At 44.8% G+C, this 21863-nt stretch carries 20 protein-coding genes and 1 riboswitch; of the genes, 8 read left to right on the top strand and 12 right to left on the bottom strand.

The window, feature by feature from the left end; all coding sequences use genetic code 11:
- Positions 1 to 63: 63 nt before the first annotated feature.
- The 4 genes from VME0621_RS18200 to purT all read left to right on the top strand — a co-directional run bounded on the left by VME0621_RS18200 (position 64) and on the right by purT (position 3514).
- Entirely contained in the window at positions 64 to 429 is a 366-nt protein-coding gene (locus VME0621_RS18200) for a CidA/LrgA family protein (protein ID WP_006072459.1), read from the top strand.
- Position 430: 1 nt separating this feature from the next.
- A complete protein-coding gene (locus tag VME0621_RS18195; protein ID WP_006072457.1) occupies positions 431 to 1117 on the top strand; it encodes a CidB/LrgB family autolysis modulator in 687 nt (228 codons plus the stop codon).
- Between the two features lie 176 nt (positions 1118 to 1293).
- Positions 1294 to 2181: a cytidine deaminase gene (gene cdd, locus VME0621_RS18190; RefSeq protein WP_062460580.1), complete on the top strand. Its 888-nt coding sequence runs from the start codon at positions 1294 to 1296 to the stop codon at positions 2179 to 2181.
- A 157-nt stretch (positions 2182 to 2338) separates the two neighbouring features.
- On the top strand, positions 2339 to 3514 hold the full coding sequence (gene purT / locus VME0621_RS18185) for a formate-dependent phosphoribosylglycinamide formyltransferase (protein WP_062460582.1): 1176 nt from the start codon (positions 2339 to 2341) through the stop codon (positions 3512 to 3514).
- 77 nt (positions 3515 to 3591) lie between these two features.
- On the opposite strand, the gene VME0621_RS18180 is transcribed toward purT, so the two are convergent.
- Positions 3592 to 3948 carry a VOC family protein gene (locus VME0621_RS18180; RefSeq protein ID WP_031494003.1) on the bottom strand — a complete coding sequence of 119 codons (357 nt, stop codon included), beginning with the start codon at positions 3946 to 3948 and terminating at the stop codon, positions 3592 to 3594.
- A 178-nt stretch (positions 3949 to 4126) separates the two neighbouring features.
- On the opposite strand from VME0621_RS18180, the gene VME0621_RS18175 reads away from it, so the two are divergent.
- Positions 4127 to 5497, top strand: a complete 1371-nt coding sequence (locus tag VME0621_RS18175; protein ID WP_062460584.1) for an MATE family efflux transporter — start codon at positions 4127 to 4129, stop codon at positions 5495 to 5497.
- A 90-nt stretch (positions 5498 to 5587) separates the two neighbouring features.
- Complete coding sequence (locus VME0621_RS18170; RefSeq protein WP_062460586.1) at positions 5588 to 6652, top strand: DUF3080 family protein; 1065 nt, start codon at positions 5588 to 5590, stop codon at positions 6650 to 6652.
- A 3-nt stretch (positions 6653 to 6655) separates the two neighbouring features.
- Here VME0621_RS18170 and VME0621_RS18165 read toward each other — a convergent pair whose 3' ends face one another.
- The 4 genes from VME0621_RS18165 to VME0621_RS26690 form a co-directional block, all read right to left on the bottom strand.
- Positions 6656 to 7516 (bottom strand): DNA ligase, encoded by an 861-nt coding sequence (locus VME0621_RS18165; protein ID WP_006072449.1) that lies wholly within the window; start codon positions 7514 to 7516, stop codon positions 6656 to 6658.
- Between the two features lie 172 nt (positions 7517 to 7688).
- Positions 7689 to 8072, bottom strand: coding sequence for a DUF4156 domain-containing protein (locus VME0621_RS18160; protein ID WP_038222565.1), 384 nt, complete (start codon positions 8070 to 8072; stop codon positions 7689 to 7691).
- A 162-nt stretch (positions 8073 to 8234) separates the two neighbouring features.
- A complete protein-coding gene (locus VME0621_RS18155) occupies positions 8235 to 8978 on the bottom strand; it encodes a hypothetical protein (protein ID WP_006072447.1) in 744 nt (247 codons plus the stop codon).
- Positions 8979 to 9007: 29 nt separating this feature from the next.
- Positions 9008 to 9166, bottom strand: a complete 159-nt coding sequence (locus VME0621_RS26690) for a hypothetical protein (RefSeq protein WP_006072438.1) — start codon at positions 9164 to 9166, stop codon at positions 9008 to 9010.
- A 389-nt stretch (positions 9167 to 9555) separates the two neighbouring features.
- Positions 9556 to 9655, top strand: a riboswitch (glycine riboswitch).
- 145 nt (positions 9656 to 9800) lie between these two features.
- Between VME0621_RS26690 and VME0621_RS18150 the strand changes: the two genes are divergently transcribed.
- On the top strand, positions 9801 to 11168 hold the full coding sequence (locus VME0621_RS18150) for an alanine/glycine:cation symporter family protein (protein WP_006072436.1): 1368 nt from the start codon (positions 9801 to 9803) through the stop codon (positions 11166 to 11168).
- A 266-nt stretch (positions 11169 to 11434) separates the two neighbouring features.
- Here VME0621_RS18150 and VME0621_RS18145 read toward each other — a convergent pair whose 3' ends face one another.
- Together VME0621_RS18145 and VME0621_RS18140 are read right to left on the bottom strand one after the other, a co-directional pair.
- On the bottom strand, positions 11435 to 12967 hold the full coding sequence (locus VME0621_RS18145; protein ID WP_062460589.1) for a bifunctional NUDIX hydrolase/phosphatase PAP2 family protein: 1533 nt from the start codon (positions 12965 to 12967) through the stop codon (positions 11435 to 11437).
- 12 nt (positions 12968 to 12979) lie between these two features.
- Complete coding sequence (locus VME0621_RS18140) at positions 12980 to 13474, bottom strand: GNAT family N-acetyltransferase (protein ID WP_062460592.1); 495 nt, start codon at positions 13472 to 13474, stop codon at positions 12980 to 12982.
- A 176-nt stretch (positions 13475 to 13650) separates the two neighbouring features.
- On the opposite strand from VME0621_RS18140, the gene VME0621_RS18135 reads away from it, so the two are divergent.
- A complete protein-coding gene (locus VME0621_RS18135) occupies positions 13651 to 13986 on the top strand; it encodes a hypothetical protein (protein WP_006072426.1) in 336 nt (111 codons plus the stop codon).
- Position 13987: 1 nt separating this feature from the next.
- Here the strand turns inward: VME0621_RS18135 and VME0621_RS18130 are convergent, their stop codons facing one another.
- The 5 genes from VME0621_RS18130 to prpB all read right to left on the bottom strand — a co-directional run bounded on the left by VME0621_RS18130 (position 13988) and on the right by prpB (position 21851).
- The gene (locus VME0621_RS18130; protein ID WP_062460595.1) at positions 13988 to 15868 is read right to left on the bottom strand and encodes a propionyl-CoA synthetase; all 1881 of its coding nucleotides are present in this window, start codon (positions 15866 to 15868) and stop codon (positions 13988 to 13990) included.
- A gap of 19 nt (positions 15869 to 15887) precedes the next feature.
- On the bottom strand, positions 15888 to 17063 hold the full coding sequence (gene prpF / locus VME0621_RS18125) for a 2-methylaconitate cis-trans isomerase PrpF (protein WP_062460599.1): 1176 nt from the start codon (positions 17061 to 17063) through the stop codon (positions 15888 to 15890).
- Positions 17064 to 17073: 10 nt separating this feature from the next.
- Positions 17074 to 19668: a Fe/S-dependent 2-methylisocitrate dehydratase AcnD gene (gene acnD / locus VME0621_RS18120; RefSeq protein WP_062460602.1), complete on the bottom strand. Its 2595-nt coding sequence runs from the start codon at positions 19666 to 19668 to the stop codon at positions 17074 to 17076.
- A 48-nt stretch (positions 19669 to 19716) separates the two neighbouring features.
- Positions 19717 to 20847: a bifunctional 2-methylcitrate synthase/citrate synthase gene (gene prpC, locus VME0621_RS18115; RefSeq protein ID WP_062460605.1), complete on the bottom strand. Its 1131-nt coding sequence runs from the start codon at positions 20845 to 20847 to the stop codon at positions 19717 to 19719.
- Positions 20848 to 20951: 104 nt separating this feature from the next.
- Positions 20952 to 21851, bottom strand: a complete 900-nt coding sequence (gene prpB, locus VME0621_RS18110; RefSeq protein ID WP_062460608.1) for a methylisocitrate lyase — start codon at positions 21849 to 21851, stop codon at positions 20952 to 20954.
- Positions 21852 to 21863 lie beyond the last annotated feature (12 nt).

Below are 21863 nucleotides of genomic sequence, written 5' to 3'. Positions count from 1 at the left end.
TCAGGATTCATTCTTTTGGCTGCACTTAAGGAGAGTCGTTACTTTTTATACTAAGAGGAAGCCATGCTCAAAACCGCGCTTCACTATATACTATCGTTCGCTATTATTTTCGTTGCCCTATTTATCGGAAATACCATCCAACATTTACTCGATGTGTCCGTGCCTGGCAGTATATTTGGCATGTTACTGTTATTTGCGGCGATGGCGGGCGGAGTTATCCCGGTTAAACTCGTTCAACCGGGTGCTCACGTGTTCATTCGTTATATGATTTTGTTGTTCGTTCCCATTAGTGTCGGGTTAATGAACCATTTCGATATGTTGATTGCTAACGCTCTGCCGATCTTAGCCGGTGCTATTGGCGGTACACTTATTGTTCTGACCGCACTCTCCGTCTTCCTTGATCGATTCTTAAAGAAGGGAGATAGCTAATATGTGGCTGCTAGTTACTATCGTCGTTTTCTTTGTTGCCCGTTTTATTTCTCAGAAAGTAAAGAATCCACTGTTTAATCCGCTACTCCTCAGTATTGCGATTATGATTCCTTTACTCACGTACCTTAAAGTGCCGTTTGACACGTATTACGCGGACAACGAGTGGATCAGCTATCTGCTACAACCCGCAGTGGTTGCACTTGCCTATCCGCTCTATGAGCAACTCCCGCAAATACGTGCTAATTGGAGAATAATCGCGTTAGCATGTGGTGTTGGCAGTGTTGCTTCCATGTTCACGGCTTCAATGCTCGCTGTATGGTTAGGCGCCGACATGCAACTCATCGCTAGTTTGTTGGGTAAATCGGTCACCACGCCTATCGCAATGGAAGTTTCAAGCCATTTAGGTGGGGAGCCGGCCATTGCAGCCATTCTAGTGTTACTCGTCGGATTATTTGGTGCGATATTAGCGTACCCAATTTACAACTTACTCGGTGTCACGCATCCCATTGCAAAAGGATTAACCATGGGCACGGTATCTCACGCTCTTGGCACAGCCACTTGCGCAGAGAAAGATCCTAGAGACGCGGCATTCAGCTCACTTGCTCTCGTTGTTTGTGGCGTTATCACCTCCATTCTTGCCCCGTCTATGTTCGCATTCTCCCTCTGGTTTGGGACTGTTATTGCTTAACACTTCAGGACTGTATAGCCAGTAAAACTCGTCGTTTACTGGCTACAAATTGTGTGACATCACTCTTATTGCTGAAACATTGCATTCATTGCATTTTTATTTGTGATCACCATCACCATTATTTCTGGCTAACTTGCATAGAATGTCAGTAAACCGCAAAAAATAAAGGACACAGCATGACAGATCGTTTTGAGTCAGCGCTTGCAGATATGCCAGAGCAGATCGTTAACTATCTAAAACCTATCATTAATAAGCCAGAATTCGATGCAACGCTATCGCAAGAGCAGTTTGAACAACTGCTTGTTCTTTCTGGCCTAGAAGATGATGAGCTTCGCGTCGCCTTGCTGCCTTTAGCCGCAGCCTATTCATATGCACCTATCTCTGAGTTTTTTGTTGGCGCAATTGCACGTGGGACATCAGGCAAACTGTACTTCGGCGCAAACATGGAGATCATTGGGGCACAACTTGGTCAAACAGTTCACGCAGAGCAATCCGCTATCAGCCACGCTTGGATGAAGGGTGAAACTGGACTTAAAGATATCACGATTAACTTTAGTCCTTGTGGTCACTGCCGCCAATTTATGAACGAGCTGACCACTGCGGACAAGCTAGTTATTCAATTGCCACAGCGCGATGCAATGACGCTACAAGAATATTTACCAGAGTCCTTTGGACCTAAAGATCTTGGTATTACCGAAGGGTTAATGAGCCCATTAGCTCACGCTTTAACTACTGACGAAACCAATGCGCTCGTCGTATCTGCAGTAGAAGCGTTAAATCGCAGTCATTCACCTTATACTCAAAATCTAAGTGGTGTTGCTATCGCAATGAAAGATGGCTCTGTCTACCAAGGGGCATATGCTGAGAACGCAGCATTTAATCCTAGCCTTCCACCATTACAGGTAGCGTTTGTTCAGTTGCTTCTAGCTGGTCAAAACTTTGAAGACATTCAACTAGTAGCGCTGGCTGAAGTGTCCAAAGGTAAAATCAGTCACCTTGCAGACACTCAAGCAACACTTGAGGCCATTGACCCAGATATCCAATTAGAATACGTCTCAATTTAGCGCTGCAACTCCCTGATATCGTTTAGCCTCGCTCATGCGGGGCTTTTTTAGGCCAAAATTTATACTGATAATAAAATCTCGCGCAAACGTTTGCTTTCCTGAAATAATCCAGTATGATCCCCCGAAATTCTTCCTCATGAATGCTCAAGGACACTCTATGTTTGGTACTGCTACTCGTGAAAATGCTACACGTGTTTTACTTTTAGGCTCTGGTGAATTAGGTAAAGAAGTTGCCATTGAATGCCAACGACTAGGCTTAGAAGTCATCGCTTGTGACCGATATGCTGACGCCCCTGCAATGCAAGTTGCTCACAGAAGTTATGTTCTCGATATGTTGGACGGCGAAGCACTAGAAGCCATTATCAATAAAGAACAACCCGCTTACGTAGTACCGGAAATCGAAGCCATTGCAACGGACAAGCTAGTCGAGTTAGAAAGTAAAGGCTTAAACGTTGTTCCTACTGCGAATGCAACCAAGCTAACCATGAATCGTGAAGGTATCCGTAGACTGGCGGCTGAAGAACTCGGCCTGAACACCTCTCCTTACCAATTTGCAGACAGCTACGAAGACTTTAAAGTGGCTGTAGAAAATGTCGGTGTACCATGTGTAGTGAAACCAGTCATGAGTTCTTCTGGTAAAGGACAAAGTGTCATCAAGTCAGAATCCGACATTGAGAAAGCCTGGACCTATGCTCAAGAAGGTGGCCGAACTGGCGCAGGTCGAGTCATTGTTGAAGGCTTTATCGATTTCGATTATGAAATTACGTTATTGACCGTACGCGCTGTTGATGGCGTTCACTTTTGTGCTCCTGTGGGTCACCGTCAAGAGGATGGTGATTACCGCGAATCTTGGCAGCCTCAGGCGATGTCAGCTAATGCAATAAAAGCGGCAGAATATACGGCGGAGCAAGTGGTTAACGCGCTGGGTGGCTATGGTCTTTTTGGTGTAGAACTGTTTGTTAAGGGCGATAAAGTTATTTTCAATGAAGTATCACCTCGCCCACATGATACAGGTCTAGTCACACTGATTTCTCAAGACATGTCGGAGTTTGCATTACACGTGCGTGCTTTTACCGGCCTACCAATTAACGGCATCACCCAATACGGTCCTGCAGCTTCCGCTGTTGTTCTCTGCCAAGGCACCTCTAACGATATCCGTTACCAAGGCCTTGATGAAGCTTTAAGTCTTCCACAAACTCAAATCCGCCTCTTTGGAAAACCAGATATTGATGGCCGTCGTCGTTTAGGCGTTGTACTTACTAAGCGTAGATCTCTAGAGACAGCAATCGATGAGGCTGTCGAGTGCGCTAAAAAAGTAAAAGTTATCTACTAACACGAGCGCTTTTACGTAATGGAATAACCAATGGGCTCCAACAGAATGCTAGAGCCCATTGGCGTATTTAGTGCTTATTATCTAGATTCAGACCAAACAGCAAACTCGTTGCCACTTGGCTCGCTGAAATGAAAGCGGCAGCCACCCGGAAAGTCGAAAATATCCCGTACTATACAGCCACCATTTTGTTTCACCCGCTCCAGTGTTTCGGAAATCGCCGCGCTGTAGAAAACCAGCAACGCCCCACCCTGTTGAGCTTTTGAACTTAACTCTGCGCGATAAAATCCGCCGTTAAGTCCTTGGTTTGAAAAGGCTGTATAATCAGGTCCATAATCCTCAAACGTCCAACCAAATGCCGCTTCAAAAAACGCTTTTGTCGCGGAAATATCGGCCGCTGCAAACTCAACATAATCCAATTTATCGTGTGTACTCATCAATTCATCCTTGCCGCTCTGATAATTCAATCATAAAACACGTTCACTATAATAATTGTGAGTAAACGTTTGTTTCCAAAACAAACAATTATCTGACCACAGAGACAATAAATTATGGTGCGAAATGACAAACTTCTTTATCATTCATCATGGTTATTTATAAAACATGGAATCTTACGTGCAACGCTATCAGACTGAAGCTAAAAATCTCATCAAACTTGCCTCCCCCGTTCTCATTGCCTCAATTGCTCAAACCGGTATGGGGTTTGTCGACACTATTATGGCAGGTGGTGTGAGTGCCGTTGATATGGCGGCGGTTTCCATTGCCGCCAGTGTTTGGCTTCCTTCTATTCTTTTCGGTATAGGTCTGTTGATGGCCTTGGTACCCGTTGTTGCACAACTCAATGGCGCTGGAAAGCAAAAGCAGATCCCTTATGAAATCCATCAAGGTTTCATCATGGCTCTGCTTATTAGTGTTCCAATCGTGTTAGTCTTATTACAAATAGAAGCCATACTCGATTTAATGAGTGTCGAAACCATCATGGCCGACAAAACCGTAGGCTACATTTACGCGGTTATTTTCGCTGTCCCTGCTTTCCTGTTGTTCCAAGCACTACGTAGTTACACAGACGGAATGTCGCTGACAAAGCCCGCTATGGTTATTGGTTTTATTGGCTTACTGATCAATATCCCACTTAACTGGATCTTCGTTTACGGGAAATTTGGTGCTCCAGCTTTAGGCGGCGTTGGATGTGGCGTTGCGACCACAATCGTCTATTGGATCATGTTCTTTATGATGTTGTTTTATGCCGTCACTACTGAGCGTCTCAAGCACATTGAACTTTTCAAAACTTGGCATAAACCAGAACGTAAAGCACAGGTTCGTTTATTTAAGCTTGGCTTTCCTATCGCTGCTGCAATCTTTTTTGAAGTATCTCTTTTTGCAGTGGTCTCATTGCTTGTCGCGCCACTTGGCTCACTTGTCGTGGCGTCGCATCAAGTGGCAATGAACTTTTCATCTTTGGTCTTTATGATCCCAATGAGTATCGGTGCAGCAGTCAGTATCCGCGTTGGACATAAACTGGGTGAAACTGATACAGCTGGAGCAGTCATTGCTTGTCGTGTCGGCCTCGGAGTGGGCCTTGGGGCCGCTATTTTCACCGCAATCTGTACGTTGATCTTTAAGCAACAAATCGTTCACCTTTATACCGACAATGTAGAAGTAGTAGCGCTTGCAATGCACCTGTTGATTTTTGCAGCCATCTATCAATGTACAGACGCAATCCAAGTTGTTGCAGCGGGCGCATTGCGTGGCTATAAAGACATGAAAGCCATTTTTAATCGTACATTTATCGCCTATTGGCTAATTGGATTACCGTTAGGCTACGTTCTCGGAATGACCGATTTAATTATCGAGCCAATGGGAATTGTTGGTTTCTGGATTGGCTTTATTGCTGGTCTATCAAGTGCCGCTATCATGCTCACTCTCCGACTGCTATGGATGCACCGTCAAAACGATGAGTTACAACTCGAATACGCGAGCCGCTAGCTTTAGAGCATCGATAAGTTTATTAAGGGTGATCAAAGATAGACTACGCTTACGTAATACCTAGATACGTAATATAACGCGCAGAAAACTTTGAAAGCACTAACAACACCTCCATCAGCAAAAGCAGTCATGGCGCTTGTTTTTTTCTTAAGCGCCTTGTCTGGATGTATTGAGCAGAAAGGAGCTGAGAGCCGTTTCGAAGACTATTTGTCAAGAATTGCCTCGGTTCAAAACAGCGACACGTTACCTAGCCCTAGCATCACTTTAATCACCCTTCCTAGCCAACGTGAAATTACTATCGATATTCCACGCACTACCTTGGGCATTATCGACAGTTATCAGCTCAGAAAATGCCATCTCTTTGAGTTGATCGCCGAGCGTAATTCTGTTTTAGGTAAAGTCCAGGATCAATTTCGTGATTTTGACTACCAGATAACATTAATCGACGGTATCGAGCGCTGCTTGTTATCCGACAAAATAGAGCAAAGTGTGAAAGCTCAGCTTGAAGACATTCTGGCCACTAAATACCGTTATCTTCCCAGCTACTTTTCAAATCTTATCTTTACCAGTAATGCTATGCGCGCTCAGCTATCCGGTAATCAGTGGTTAGATGAAGGGATAAGTAGTCAAGCGGCTCAATTACATTCTGCGTTAAATACATTCAATAGTATTGCCGCTTACATTCTCACACAGACCGAAGGAAGCCATACCTTAACCCTACCTCCGTCGATTACACCGTACCAAGAAACATTAGAGAAAACGAAACTTATCGGAAATCTCGCCTATTCTCTTCAAGCGAGTACACAGTGGCTGACGGTAGCCACTCAACAATTACAGAAGTACGATAATAAAATTTTGTGTGGGGCTAACAGAGATACTACCCGCTTTAACTATTTGGTTAATATCTTCAACAACCTATTCATCACCGATATTCAGCCTTACCTCTCGTTTCTCAGTAGCGAGTATCAAGCCATCTCTCGCGAAGTGGTGTTTATCAAGCACGTTTTGGATAAGGTCCAGCAAGATAAGGTGTCGGTTTATCGACTCGACCGCATTTATGATGAGTTCAAAACGGCAAATCAGCAGCATGTATTCTATTGGAAATCGTTGTTTAAGCGCTGTGGTAAAACCCTGACGGAGATAAGACAACCGTAATGGCTACTCTGGATCGCGAATTCGGAAAAATCGAGCAAAGCGTGGTAATCCATTGACTGTCCAACCGTTGTGCTTAAAAGTAATCATGGTTCCGATTTTAGGAGGATTAGTACGTTCTATATCGCTAAATCCACTACCGACATAAAACCGTGCGCCGTCACTGAGTTCGATAAGTAATGCGCCCATCTTTCCTTGATACTTGCCTTTCCCCTCTTTGTAGCCAACCACCAGGCCTTCCATATCTTGTACGGTTTTGACTTTAACAAGTGAATGGTTTCTGCCCGGATGATAGACCTCATGTTTCAGTTTAAGCATCAGCCCTTCAGCCTTGTTCGCTGTTATCGATTCTAAATAGTCATCGAGTTCTTTGTGACTTAAAACAGTACGCTGTTCTACACATTGAACATGTCTCAAAGCAACACTTTCACAGTAACGCTTAAGAAACTCATATCGTTGTTCAAAGGTTCCTAAATGCCCAGGAGCGTCAAACAATTTAAAACGAATTTCTTGCCAAGCTTCATTGTCGGGCTTTAGGTCAAGTACTGTATTTTGGACTTTTGAAAACTGCTGTCTTCCCGCCCATAACTCTCCTTCGACCATGATGGCGGGAAGCGAATGTGTAAACCAATCTGGAGCGTTAATTACGCGTCCCGAGCGCGTCACTAACTGTTCTCCTGTCCAAATAGCACGAATACCGTCCAACTTCTCACTAACATAGTACTCGTTTATATTCAGGCTTTGGTCGTAATTGATGGCGTTCACAACGCTAGGTTTAGTGTCCAGGTAGGCGACTCCCTCCGCAAAACCATCCGTTGATAACATCGATATTGATATAATATAGGGCCAATAATTTGCTCTGTTCATTCTACTGTTCTTTAGACGTTAAAATTAACGTTATTCTAGATAACAACAGTATTTTAGTTCGATTATTTCCATGCAAAGTCGAGCTAATTTGAATGATCTAGTAGCTAGGAATATATCAATTACAATTGAGTTTGAAGTAACTCGATAGAATATATTCTTATCGATAAAAATATCATTGTTCCGCGCAGAAATACGCCTCACCAATTAACGTACTACTGTAAGTACCTTTACTACTAGACATACCAAACGAATTTTTGTCCGCATAAGCGTACAGACCATCGTTACTATTATCTACACTCTTTTGTAGTACAACGACATTCGCTCCTAGTTTATGTGCCTCGTTTTTCAGCTGGTTTCTAGCACCAACCAGAATGTTTCTGTCACTTGTAAAATCGGCGGTAAACCAATTACCTTGCGTTCCATCGACTTCACCTAAGTACAAGCAATTTGCAGGTGCAGAATCGACAATTCTGACCGATTTAGCATCTTGGTTAATGGGCTTAGCAGAGCAACCAACCATTAAAGTAATGACTAGTAATAATGTGGAGTTTTTCATTTATTCACCAATCTAAAGATACGATTCTTATGAAGCCCGCATATTACAATCAGATTGATAGATCATAGAATCAGAGTGTGAATGACATTCACTTCATAATTCACGGAGGAGATTAATTGGCAAAGTATTTTTAGATATTTCTACTTTGCCAATCCTTGAATGTTATTGAATTCCGAGTTCGCTTTTCAACGTCGCAATATGGTTGAGATCCATATTATGCACTTTCAACATCTGCTCGATTTGGCTAATACGTGATGTGGCAGAATCATAACGGTCACATGAATCTGACTTTGCATCCCAAGATGTGCCTTCCAGGAATAGATCACAATCCTTCTTCCAGCGTTTCAAGTTTGGAGTCAGCTGCGATTTTTCTTGTTCCAACTTAGCCACTTCAGCTTTCAGTTCTGCTTCTCGCTTAAATAGCTCTTGAGACTGTTCGAACATCGAACTTTGGATATCCGTTTTACGTTCCAGTTGAACATTCTGTTTTTTCTGCTGCGCTAGTTTCTTACCTTGAGCACTCAACTGGTTTTCGAGTTGCTGGTTATCGGCTTCAAGTTTGGAAATCTGCTCATTCAAAGCATCTACTTGTTGCTGATGTTGTTCCACTTTCTCTTCCACCACTTTGCGCAACTTTAATTGTGACTCTGACTCGGCTAAAGCAAGTTTTTCATCCAAGTTAGATTGTTGAGTTTGAGTTTTGACTAGTGCTTGCTGGTATTGGGTATCGAGCTCTTTATATCGCTGCTGCCAGTCATTTTGCGTGACTGCCGAGCCAATAAGACCACCAGTTGCTAAACCCAGCACCGCGGCGATGCCAATATACAACCTCGCACGGGTATCTTTCTGTTCGATGACGACGACATCATCATTTTCGACCGGCTGATTTTCAGGTTGTTTATCCACTCTAACCTCTTTAAAAGTTGTTCATAGGTTTATCGAATTAACTCAGATATGACCAAGGTTGCTGTATAAATAACAAACGCAGACAGCACCGTAATCACCACACCTTTCTGTACCTTCTCATTGGTTCTATATCGAAACAGTAAAAAGGCCAGAGCCACTAGAAACGCAATTGCAATCAATCGAGTCATAAACATCTCCTTTGCACTAACGGCTACATTTTAAGCAAAAGTAGTGAATTTCCAGAGAGTTAACTGTACTACTCATCACTTTAGCGTACAACTTCAATTCTAAAGTCAGAAACATGTTCAAATATACCAAATGGAGCGATCTACGACCTATTTTGGCTCAAATAAATTGTAAAATTATTCATGACATCGTTTTTTATTTACGATAGGATTGCCGTCACAGATTATCTAGTCACTAGATATTTGTTCCGTTGAAGACTGCAGGAGAGTGGCTTATTAACCTTACATTAACATTTGGTTAGTATGACCCGCCGAAGAAGTAAATCTTTCAGGTGCTTTATTCTGAGAAATCAGAGCTTATCTTAGATAAGGATAAAGTGAGGACTGTAGTTGGAGGAACCTCTGGAGAGAACCGTTAAATCGGTCGCCGAAGGAGCAAGCTCATTTCATGTAATGAGTGAAACTCTCAGGCAAAAGGACAGAGGAGAGAATAGCACCATTGAACAACTCATATTTCTACTGTAACGAACAACCGTTTACGGTCAATACTGAGTGGTAATGAACTCAGATCTTCTTCGGTCTGTGGATTACTGCCCTTCTCTCTTCTCCTTAAGTTTTGTTTTATTAAGGGGAAATCATGAACGACCTTCAATCTTTACTACAAGCTATCGACTCTTTTGTATGGGGACCACCATTACTCATTTTGCTTGTTGGTACTGGCGTATACTTCACGTTTAGACTTGGCTTACTTCAATTTAGACATCTTCCAACCGCGCTCAAGCTCGTATTCAGCAAAGACAAATCCAGTAATGGTGATGTTTCTAGCTTCGCTGCATTGTGTACCGCTTTATCAGCGACAATAGGGACTGGTAACATCGTAGGCGTTGCAACTGCAATTAAGCTAGGCGGCCCAGGTGCTTTATTCTGGATGTGGTTAGCGGCTCTGTTTGGTATGGCAACTAAGTATGCCGAATGCTTGCTCGCCGTTAAATATCGCAAAGTAGACGACAAAGGACAGATGCTTGGCGGACCTATGTACTATCTGCGCGATGGTGTCGGTTCTAAGTTCCTAGCCACGATGTTTGCTGTCTTTGCTCTTGGTGTAGCTTGTTTTGGTATTGGTACCTTTCCGCAAGTCAACGCTATTCTGGATGCAAGCCACATTTCTTTCGGTATCTCTCGCGAGATCTCCGCGTCGGTTCTTACTCTTCTTGTTGCCTTTGTAACCTTAGGTGGTATCAAGTCTATTGCTAATGTGGCAGGTAAAGTCGTACCGACCATGGCGGTGTTTTATGTACTAGCCTGCTCGAGCGTTATAGTCATGAACGCCGAACAACTAGGTGCCGCAATTCAACTTGTCGTAGTATCTGCATTTACTAGCACAGCGGCAACAGGGGGCTTCGTTGGGGCCAGCATAATGCTGGCAATTCAATCCGGTATTGCTCGTGGTGTATTTTCTAACGAGAGTGGTCTAGGCAGTGCGCCAATGGCGGCGGCGGCGGCTAAAACTGATAGCTGTGTTCGCCAAGGCCTTATCTCTATGACGGGTACGTTCATCGACACAATCATTATCTGTACCATGACAGGTCTTGCATTGATTTTAACTGGTGCGTGGCAAAGTGATTTTGCTGGCGCAGCTATGACCACTCATGCTTTTGCTGTCGGTCTAAATTCGGATACTCTCGGTCCTCTACTGGTATCGATCGGACTGATATTCTTCGCGTTTACTACTATTCTTGGCTGGAATTACTATGGTGAACGTTGCGTTGTATTCCTCATGGGCACCAAGGCGGTATTACCTTATAAGATCATCTTCGTTGGTTTGGTCGCGTCTGGCGCTTTCTTGCACCTAGATATAATTTGGATTATTGCCGACATCGTGAATGGCTTAATGGCGGTGCCTAACCTAATTGGATTGGTGTTGCTCAGAAATGTCGTTATTGAAGAGACTAAACTCTACTTTGCTTCGACCTCTAAAGACAAGCGTGAGGCTGTTATTGCATAGAGTCATCAACTCTTAAATTAGAAAAGGTCTGATGTTTAATCAGACCTTTCTTTTTACATAAACATTATGTCAGCAACGCTATCTAGTGCCGCATCGGTTGCGCCGTTTAATTGAGTGGCCAATGTCGCCATAAACGCCGAACAAGCCGCTATAATTGCAATGATCATAGGAATGTCCTACCGAATGAATGAAGCCATAGATTAACGTCATCCATAAACTATGAGTTACCTTTCTACGCCAAATGCTAATCCGTTTACTAAAACGTCTTAATGGCAGTTTCTCTTACGAAACACGATCATCACAATAGCCGGAATCATAATAGTCACCGGTATCACCAATGTTTGTAACAGCAAAGATCCAATACCACTGTGCGCAAACATGGTTTCCAAACGAAAATAGCCAATTAACAACAGTAGAATAAGTACCAAAGAACAGAGGAGCTCTTTCAGACACATCTTCGAACGAGGCGGACAATAGCCATTTGCGACAGCGAACAATAGCATTCCGATGCACAGCGCTAACCAGCTTAAAAATGATGGGTATTGCCAGATATAAGCACAGGTGGCCGCAATCGCCGTTAGTATGAGCCACACTTTAACCCGCGTAAACGTGTAGTCTTCAATGACCGCAAGGCTAAAATGATGCCTAATAAAATGCCAGCCAACAAGCGCACCAATAATTGCACCGGCTAACATGTCCGACAAGAATGCACCCCCACTTATAAATTGGTAGAACGCGATGATGATGGTGACCAAAAATGCCGCGATGGCGAACTTACTCAAATGGCGTGGCTGTATTTGACTCACCACGATACTGGAAATACAAATCCAATTCGCCATGATTAAGTCGGGAAAGCTGAACCCGCTTCGCTCGTTATAGTTAAGCGTGGGTAAATAAGCATGGGGAACAGGAAAGCTAAACCCCTGCTTTGCGACCAGAATAAATAACGAGGTCGCCGTCACAGCAAACATAAGTTGTGCGGTAAAGTAGCGCCCCCATAGCCAAATGAACAGTGGCAGGAATGAAATAAGTAGTAACGGCTGCAACACGATGTAAAGTACATTACCACCTAAAACAACTAACTCTTGTAGTTGCTTCGGCGCTGCAACAAGCGCTTCTTGTGTACTAGATAACCAAGACAATTCGAGTTGATGAACTTTTGGTGCAGAACTGATTAGGTTGTCGATATAACTGATAGGCTGATTCGGGATCGCAGCAAACATAGATTCTACCATCGGCCACTGACTAGGATATCGATACTCGGTCGATGATACCGATTTTGGGCTCAGTAGGTTGGCACTACGTACCTCCACACCAAAATGTGGTGCAAAATAAATAGGAAGTTCTACCCCTCGACCATAATTCGTCTCACTGTAAGCAATAATGTCAGACTCGACCTTACACTCATAGAACACTGCACGTTTAGTTCGGCCTAACTCTTGACCAACGACAACCACCAATCCTGCCTCTTCCCATGTTTCACGTTGGGCAGTGAGTCGTGGATCTTCGTTATTATCAATCGTTCCTCCCGGCAAAGATAGCTTTCCCGTTACGATTTCATCGACCAGCAGAATGCGATCGTCAGCACGAACCAAACACAATGCTCCTCTTATTGTAGGAGCTAATGGTGGATCATTATGCACAAAAGGTTCTCGGAGATTATCCGACAGCTCATTGAACGAGGTGTTTGGCACCTTAGACGTTACGTTCGGCGACATGTCCGAAGCAGCAAAGCTCTGATGTATTGTTAGTAGCGCAAGCAATAGCGTAAAAGCAATATGGCTCAAAAGTTGAGTCACAGACATACCTAATTAGATTTTTTTTCTAAGACAATGTATATGAGGGATAAATCCCTCTTTGTTATATAATTTCAGAGCGGCGTGATTAAAGTCCCAGACCTCAACCATAATCTGACTAGCCCCTAACTCAATTAAACGACGTTCACTTTCTTTCAGTAATTTTTGAGCAAACCCATGATGCCGATAGTCAGGTTTTATGAACAGCTCATCGATATTTCCTATTAAACAAGGCTTACTAATCGGTGAAAGTAGTTCACAAAACTGCGCCGTCACAAAACCGACGATCTGAGGGGCGCGCTTGTCGCCATCAATGGTTAGAACAAGTACCAAGCAGTCAGGTGAATCTAGGTAACGTGCAATGCTCTTTTCTTCCTGCACCTCTGATGCGGGTTTGAAGTCTTCGGGGACAGCTTGGTGATGATACTCATGCAACTCATACATAAGATCATTTAGCGTTTCCAAATCTTGGGTATTAGCAGAGCGAATTCTATAGGCTAAATCAGTCATAGACGCGTGGTAAATGTTGCAAAAAGAGAAAGTCGTTTACAAATGTGCGCCTAGTGTGAGGGTTTTGTCAGGCATGTGCAAATAAAAAAACATAATGAAAGATGATGTAGGAGTCTCGTGGGTGAATATCACACTCTCAGGTGACTATACTTATCCAAAACGATAAGGAGCATGATATGTCACGTACACTGATTTGCACTTTGTTCGGCCTACTATTATGGGCGCCCTATTCTTTGGCGTCTTTGCCGATGAAATGTACGTTAACGGCTACTACCGACCATTTTTGGTTCTATCAAGAACAGTTAGTATTTCAAAGTGAGCAGTTCGTAATTTTTCAGAATTTTAAAGGAAGAGTTGTCACACAGGTCGACCTAAAGACCGGAAAGTTCAGCCGTACTACCTATATCGGCGAACCTTTTACTCCTAAGTATCAAATGTTGTTTGGTAACTGCGAGGAACCGAACCATGTTCTTAAAATGTGGCAGATGAGTTCGGTTCCTTATGACAATTAAATCAGTCTGTATGCAACGCTCGTTCAATTTCTGAAAGGCTGCTTGGGTCATCAATCGTCGAAGGGACAGTGTAGGTTTCACCGTCGGCTATTTGGCGTATAACTCGACGTAGAATCTTACCAGAGCGAGTTTTGGGTAATCGTTCTACTACTAGTGCGTGTTTGAAACATGCAACAGCACCGATTTCCTGACGAACTTTACCGACCAATTCATGTTCCAGTTCCCCACTATCAACTTTGACACCATCTTTTAATACCACTAAGCCCAATGGCAACTGACCTTTGAGGTCATCATGCACACCAACAACTGCGCACTCTGCAATCGCTGGATGTCCACCAACAATTTCTTCCATCTCACCAGTAGATAAGCGGTGTCCTGCTACGTTTATGACATCATCCACTCGTCCCATAATGAATAAGTAGCCATCCTCATCCAGATAACCGCCATCTCCAGAGACATAATAACCTTCAAACTGACTTAAATAGCCCGATTCAAATCGGTCATGATTGCGCCACACGGTAGTAAGGCAACTTGGTGGCAATGGACGTTTAAGTGAGACAAAGCCTTGTTGATTAGCGCCAACTGGCTCACCGATTTCATTGAGAATCTCGACGGTAAAACCCGGACTTGGTTTCGTTGATGAGCCTGCTTTGACGCTCATTACCTCGAGCCCTAATGGGTTAGAAGAGATAGCCCAACCTGTTTCCGTTTGCCACCAATGGTCGATCACTGGCTTTTTGGTATGTGTTTCTACCCACTCTAACGTCGGTGGGTCGAGACGCTCCCCCGCCATAAAAATGCTCTTTAATCCACTGATATCATACTTAGACAGTTCCAAGCCATCAGGGTCTTCCTTCTTGATTGCTCGAAACGCAGTAGGTGCAGAGAACAGCACTTGAACATTATATTCTTCACACACACGCCAAAATGCGCCTGGATCAGGTGTTCTCACTGGTTTGCCTTCAAATAGAATCGAGGTGCAACCGTGAATAAGCGGCGCATAAACAATGTAAGAGTGCCCAACTACCCAACCTACATCCGACGCTGCCCAATACACGCCATCGGTTGGCATGTTGTAGACTGCAGACATTGAGTACTTCATTGCGACGGCGTGTCCACCATTATCGCGCACCACACCTTTTGGTTTCCCAGTCGTTCCTGACGTATACAAAATATATAGCGGGTCAGTGGCAAGCACAGGTACACATTCATGGGGCAACGCGGATTCATATTCTGTTTGCCAGTCCAAATCACGTTCTTGATTCAGCTCTGCTTCACATTGCGGACGTTGCAGTACAAATACATTGTTCGGCTTCCAACGACTATCCATGATCGCCTTGTCAACCAATGGCTTGTAAGGTAAAACCTTATTGATTTCTATACCGCAAGACGCGGTCATAATGACTTTAGGTTCAGCATCCTCAATTCTGACAGCCAGTTCGTTTGGTGCAAAGCCGCCAAATACTACCGAATGAATCGCTCCCAAGCGTGCACAAGCCAGCATTGCCATTGCCGCTTCCGGGATCATTGGCATATAAATTACAACACGGTCGCCTTTAACCACTCCTTGTTTGGCAAGCATTCCTGCAATTTTTGCAACCCTATCTCGAAGCTCAAAATAGCTATACTTTTGCTTTGTTCCTGTGACTGGTGAATCGTAAATGAGAGCGGTTTTCTCCCCTCGCCCTTGTTCGCAGTGATAATCAAGTGCTAACCAAGCAGTATTCATAACACCGTCAGGAAACCAACGCTCGATGCCATTTTCATCTTTCTCAAGTATGGTTTTTGGTACTTCAAACCAGTCTATGGCTTTTGCTTGATGTTCCCAAAAGGACTCTGGTTGCTTCGCAGCCCACTGATATTCTTGTTGATATGCAGACATAATGCGTCCTCCAATATGTCTATTTCATAGTATCCGATGGCACACGAACCCAACCTTCCATAAGGATTCGAGCACTTCGACTCATTATTGCTTTATTTACTGTCCAGCCATTCGATGACTGTGAAGCAACCGCCCCCACCTTCAATGTTCCAGAAGGGTGCCCAAACGTCACAGATTCTCGGTTGCCTCCGCCAGCAGCCAAATTTACGACGGTGCCGTCTACGCTTGCAGCGCAGGCGATGGCAACGGCCGCAGTGCCCATCATCGCATGGTGTAATTTCCCCATCGACAAGGCACGAGCTAATAGATCAACGCTGTTGGCCTCAATGGGCTTACCACTCGATGAAACGTAGTCTTTTGCAGACGACACAAAAGCCACTTTCGGTGTGTGCTGCCTAGTCGCGGCTTGATCAACCGAATCAATCAAGCCCATTTTTACCGCACCATGCGCTCGGATTATTTCAAACTTTTCAAGCCAAGCCTCATCACTGTTAATGTCATCTTGAAGTTCAGCACCTGATAAACCTAGTTCCTTGGCATCGATAAAAATTGTTGGGATACCCGCACTGATCATGGTCGCATTAAAGACACCTACATTTGGCACTTCTAGATCATCAATCAAGTTGCCCGTCGGGAACATCGAGCCATTGCTGTCACTAGGGTCAACAAACTCAACCGCGATCTCGGCAGCCGGAAATGTCACTCCGTCGAGCTCAAAATCACCCAACTCTTGCACTTCGCCGTCGACAATAGGGACGTTAGCGATAATGGTTTTTTGAATGTTTGCCTGCCAAATTCGAATTTTCGCGATACCGTTTTCGGGTATCCGCTCGTTATCAACCAACCCACTATGAATAGCGAAAGGTCCCACCGCAGCCGATAAGTTGCCGCAATTACCACTCCAATCGACAAAGGCCTTGTCGATTGAAACTTGCCCAAATAAATAGTCAATATCGTGATCATCACGGGTGCTTTTTGACACTATCACCGTTTTACTGGTGCTCGACGTCGCGCCTCCCATGCCATCAATCTGTTTTGCATAAGGATCTGGACTTCCTATTACGCGCATCAGTAACTTGTCTCGTGCTGCTCCTGGTTGCTGAGCTTCAAGAGGGAGATCCAACAAGCTGAAAAAGACCCCCTTGCTAGTACCGCCACGCAGATAAGTCGCAGGAATTTTAATTTGTTTAATCATTCCTTTCCCCTTACTGTGCTAAGAAGTCTTGAGCAAATCGCTGTAACACACCACCAGCAGAGTAGACTTTAACTTCATCTTCAGTATCCAAGCGGCAAGTCACTGGCACATCGAGTTTTTCCCCGTTGGTTCGTGTAATCACTAAAGCAAGATCACAACCCGCTTTGATATCGCCTACGACGTCGTACAGTTCCGTGCCATCAAGCGCTAACGTATTGCGGTTGGTACCTTTTTTGAACTCAAGAGGTAGAACTCCCATCCCCACTAAATTGGTGCGGTGAATTCGTTCAAAACCCTCTGCCGCAATAGCTTCAACCCCGGCTAGGCGCACACCTTTTGCAGCCCAATCTCGCGAAGAACCTTGCCCATAATCAGCACCCGCTACAATGATTAACGGCTGTTTACGCGCCATATAGGTCTCAATGGCTTCCCACATTCTTGTGACTTTACCTTCCGGCTCAATACGAGCGAGAGAACCCTGAACGACCTGTTCACCCTCTTTAACCATCTCGTTGAACAATTTTGGATTCGCAAATGTCGCTCTTTGCGCGGTCAAGTGGTCACCACGATGGGTTGCATACGAGTTGTAGTCTTCTTCTGGCACGCCCATGCTTGTCAGATATTCGCCGGCAGCACTAGTGGCTAGAATCGCGTTCGATGGCGACAAGTGATCAGTGGTAATGTTGTCGCCTAATACTGCTAAGGGTCGCATTCCTCGCAATGTGCGTTTACCTGTCAACGCCCCTTCCCAGTATGGCGGTCTACGAATATAAGTGCTGCGTTCACGCCAGTCATAGAGTGGGCTTTTCGCTCTCTCGGCCTCATCCAGCTTGAACATTTGAATATACACTTGGTTAAATTGCTCAGGTTTCACATGTTGGCTAACTACAGCGTCGATCTCTTCGTCACTTGGCCAAATATCGTTGAGATAGATGGGGTTACCGGAAGCATCAAGACCAAGAGCATCGCGCTCAATATCAAAGCGAATGGTACCTGCTATCGCATATGCAACAACCAATGGCGGTGAGGCGAGAAACGCTTGTTTAGCGTAAGGGTGAATTCGCCCATCAAAGTTCCGGTTACCCGACAATACAGCAGTGGTGTAGAGATCGTTTTCAATGATCTCTTGCTGAATTTGCGGATCCAGCGCGCCACTCATACCATTACACGTTGTACAAGCATAGGCGACGATGCCAAACCCCAACTTTTCGAGTTCAGGTAACAATCCCGCTTCTTCTAGATACAGTTTGGCGACCTTGGAACCCGGTGCGAATGATGATTTCACCCACGGTTTGCGCAGTAGTCCTACCTCATTGGCTTTTTTGGCGATCAACCCTGCCGCCACAACATTTCTTGGATTGCTGGTATTTGTACACGAAGTAATAGCCGCAATGATAACAGCACCATCTGGCATCTTATCTTGCGTCTGCTCCCAAGGTGCAGCAATACCCTGCTGGTTTAACTCAGCAGTTGGCAATCGGCGATGTGGGTTGGAGGGACCTGCTAAGGTTCTTTCAACTTTAGATAGGTCAAATTTAAGTACTCGCTCATACTGTGCACTTTCTAAAGCATTTGCCCAAAGCCCTGTTTGCTTAGCATAGTTTTCTACCAACTTAACTTGTTCATCATCGCGACCAGTAAGCTTCAGATAGTTAATAGTCTGCTCGTCGATGTAGAACATACCAGCTGACGCGCCGTATTCTGGAGTCATATTTGAAATGGTGGCACGATCACCGATAGTCAGATGTTTAGTGCCTTCACCAAAGAATTCCAAATAGCTCGAAACTACACGTTGAGCACGCAAAAACTCCGTTAACGCCAACACAATATCAGTGGCGGTAATACCGGGTTGACGCTGTCCAACAAGACGAACCCCGACAATATCAGGTAAGCGCATCATGGATGGTCGACCTAACATCACCGTTTCCGCCTCTAAACCACCAACGCCAATGGCAATAACACCAAGTGCATCAACGTGAGGCGTATGGCTATCTGTGCCGACGCAGGTATCGGGAAATGCCACGCCTTGCTTAGTTTGAACGACTGGCGACAACTTCTCTAAGTTGATCTGGTGCATAATTCCGTTACCGGCTGGTACTACACTAACGTTCTCAAAGGCGGTTTTACACCACTCGATAAAGTGGAATCGGTCTTCATTTCGACGCTCTTCTACGGCTCGATTCTTTTCAAACGCATCAGCCTCAAAGCCGGCATGCTCAACCGCCAATGAATGGTCAACAATCAGCTGAGTTTCAACAACAGGGTTAACGCTGGCCGGATCGCCGCCTTGATTAGCTATCGCGTCTCTCAATCCAGCTAAGTCGACCAAAGCAGTCTGCCCAAGAATGTCATGACAGACAACGCGGGCTGGATACCAAGGGAAGTCTTTATCTCGACGGCGATAAATAAGCTGAGACAAACACTCCTCTAGCTCTGACGGTTCGCAACGACGTACTAAATTCTCTGCCAAAACTCGAGACGTGTATGGCAAGTGCTGGTAGGCTCCTGGCTCTATGTCATCAACCGCAGCTTTGGCATCGTAATAGTCCAACTGCGAATTGGGGAGAGCTTTGCGATATTGGTAATTTATAGTTTGATTAGACATGCTCACATCCTTTCTAAACGCTCTTTTTTCTCTGCTTAGTTTTCACAGTTAGTCACGTTCGTTGATTTCCACCCACTCTCTTGCTTCTGGGCCTTCATAGTCCGCGCTTGGTCTAATAATTCGGTTATTTGCGCGCTGCTCATAAACGTGAGCAGCCCAACCTGTAAGTCGACTCATGACGAAAATAGGTGTGAACAGTTTGGTAGGAATATCCATAAAGTGGTAAGCGGAGGCATGGAAAAAGTCAGCGTTACAGAACAAACCTTTTTCGCGTTTCATTACCGCTTCTACCCTTACCGAAACATCGTAAAGATAGGTATCGCCAACTTGTGTAGATAGCTCTTCTGACCAACGCTTAATGAGTGCATTACGCGGATCGCTCTCACGGTAAATAGCATGCCCAAAACCCATGATTTTATCTTTGTTGGCTAGCATCTGCATGATGTTCGCTTCTGCTTCGTCCGCGCTACGCCAATCTTGAATCATATCCATGGCGGCTTCGTTTGCACCGCCGTGCAATGGACCACGTAGAGTGCCTATAGCTGCGGTGATGCAGGAATGAATATCGGACAAGGTTGATGCGCAAACACGAGCGGCAAAGGTCGAGGCATTAAATTCATGCTCGGCATAAAGAATTAACGAACAATGCATCACTTTTTTGTGAAGCTCAGATGGCGACTTATCAGTGAGCATTTTCAGGAAATAGCCACCAATACAATCCTCTGACTGGTCCTTGGTATCAATACGCACACCATCATGACTGTAGCGATACCAGTAACAGATAATCGCTGGGAATAACGCCAGCATTCTCTCTGTCGCCGCCTCTTGCTCAGAGAAGTCTAGTTCTTGCTCTAAATTACCTAGCATCGAGCAACCCGTTCTCATCACATCCATCGGGTGAGCATCGGCGGGAATCAACTCCAGTGCCTTTTTCAAAGATTCAGGTAGGCCACGTAAGCCCACAAGAATGGTCTTATATTCATCGAGCTCTGTTTGATTAGGTAAATGGCCACGCAATAGTAAGTGCGCGACTTCTTCAAATTGTGCATTGTTGGCAAGATCGGTGATGTCGTAACCTCGGTAAGTGAGACCAGTCCCGGACTTACCTACTGTACATAACGCTGTCGTACCTGCACTTTGGCCTCGTAGACCTGCTCCACCTATGGCTGAATTAGGCATTTTGAACTCCTTTTCCCGCTTTTGTCCCTTTTGGGATCTCTTAACGCGGCATCATGTTATTGGATAAAGTTAGTAAATGGTTTTCTTGAGCTTCCGTTGTATTCCTAGGATTTGCTTTCGGTAAATAGTTGATCCAGTTTATCTTCGTAGCTGTGATAATTGAGATGTGCATAGAGCTCTGCACGAGTTTGCATTTGCTCGGTAAGCGCTTCTTGATTGCCAACACTTAGCAAATGCTGGTAGACATTCTCTGCTGCCTTGTTCATCGCTCTAAATGCAGATAGCGGGTAAAGGACCATATCGACGCCGACTTTTGCCAACTCGTCACAACCAAATAACGGGGTTTGCCCAAACTCGGTAATATTGGCAAGAATCGGAACATCTTTACCTGTAGCCTGATTCAAAGCCGTTTTGAATTGCTGATAGTGTTCAAGCGAGGTCATCGCCTCGGGGAATATCATGTCAGCACCCGCGTGAACACACGCAATCGCGCGTTCAATAGCCTTATCCATCCCTTCAACCGCCAGTGCATCGGTACGGGCCATAATGACAAAGCTAGCGTCAGTTTTGGCGTCTACCGCAGCTTTGACTCTATCTACCATTTCTTGCTGACTAACAATGGCTTTATTAGGGCGATGGCCACAACGCTTTTGAGCCACCTGATCTTCAATATGCACCGCTGCAGCCCCTGCTTTTTCCATCGCCTTAATCGTACGAGCAATGTTAAAAGCGCCGCCGAAGCCAGTATCAATGTCCACCAGCAAAGGCAAGTCACACGCATTTGTAATGCGCTCTACATCAACCAAGACGTCATTTAAGGTAGTAATACCTAGGTCAGGAAGTCCATACGATGCGTTAGCAATGCCACCACCCGACAAGTAAATAGCTTGATGACCAACGTTTTTTGCCATCATGGCGCAGTAAGGATTTACCGTACCAACGACTTGAAGTGGGTTACCGTTAGTGACGGCGTCACGGAATAGTTGTCCCGGGGATACTGACATGATTGTCTCCTT

Source organism: Vibrio mediterranei (genome assembly GCF_900088415.1).
Classification (GTDB): Bacteria; Pseudomonadota; Gammaproteobacteria; order Enterobacterales; family Vibrionaceae; genus Vibrio; species Vibrio mediterranei.
The sequence above is the reverse complement of the archived record's forward strand: the minus strand, read 5'-3'. Positions and strand labels throughout refer to the sequence as shown.

What these genes read in the sequence shown, in the direction of transcription:
- VME0621_RS18195 (WP_006072457.1), top strand. Translation starts at nt 431, where the DNA reads ATGTGGCTGCTAGTTACTATCGTCGTTTTCTTTGTTGCCCGTTTTATT.
- VME0621_RS18135 (WP_006072426.1), top strand. Translation starts at nt 13,651, where the DNA reads ATGTCACGTACACTGATTTGCACTTTGTTCGGCCTACTATTATGGGCG.
- prpB (WP_062460608.1), bottom strand. Translation starts at nt 21,851, where the DNA reads ATGTCAGTATCCCCGGGACAACTATTCCGTGACGCCGTCACTAACGGT.
- cdd (WP_062460580.1), top strand. Translation starts at nt 1,294, where the DNA reads ATGACAGATCGTTTTGAGTCAGCGCTTGCAGATATGCCAGAGCAGATC.
- prpC (WP_062460605.1), bottom strand. Translation starts at nt 20,847, where the DNA reads ATGCCTAATTCAGCCATAGGTGGAGCAGGTCTACGAGGCCAAAGTGCA.
- VME0621_RS18165 (WP_006072449.1), bottom strand. Translation starts at nt 7,516, where the DNA reads ATGAACAGAGCAAATTATTGGCCCTATATTATATCAATATCGATGTTA.
- VME0621_RS18140 (WP_062460592.1), bottom strand. Translation starts at nt 13,474, where the DNA reads ATGACTGATTTAGCCTATAGAATTCGCTCTGCTAATACCCAAGATTTG.
- VME0621_RS18160 (WP_038222565.1), bottom strand. Translation starts at nt 8,072, where the DNA reads ATGAAAAACTCCACATTATTACTAGTCATTACTTTAATGGTTGGTTGC.
- acnD (WP_062460602.1), bottom strand. Translation starts at nt 19,668, where the DNA reads ATGTCTAATCAAACTATAAATTACCAATATCGCAAAGCTCTCCCCAAT.
- VME0621_RS18200 (WP_006072459.1), top strand. Translation starts at nt 64, where the DNA reads ATGCTCAAAACCGCGCTTCACTATATACTATCGTTCGCTATTATTTTC.
- prpF (WP_062460599.1), bottom strand. Translation starts at nt 17,063, where the DNA reads ATGATTAAACAAATTAAAATTCCTGCGACTTATCTGCGTGGCGGTACT.
- VME0621_RS18130 (WP_062460595.1), bottom strand. Translation starts at nt 15,868, where the DNA reads ATGTCTGCATATCAACAAGAATATCAGTGGGCTGCGAAGCAACCAGAG.
- VME0621_RS26690 (WP_006072438.1), bottom strand. Translation starts at nt 9,166, where the DNA reads ATGACTCGATTGATTGCAATTGCGTTTCTAGTGGCTCTGGCCTTTTTA.
- purT (WP_062460582.1), top strand. Translation starts at nt 2,339, where the DNA reads ATGTTTGGTACTGCTACTCGTGAAAATGCTACACGTGTTTTACTTTTA.
- VME0621_RS18150 (WP_006072436.1), top strand. Translation starts at nt 9,801, where the DNA reads ATGAACGACCTTCAATCTTTACTACAAGCTATCGACTCTTTTGTATGG.
- VME0621_RS18180 (WP_031494003.1), bottom strand. Translation starts at nt 3,948, where the DNA reads ATGAGTACACACGATAAATTGGATTATGTTGAGTTTGCAGCGGCCGAT.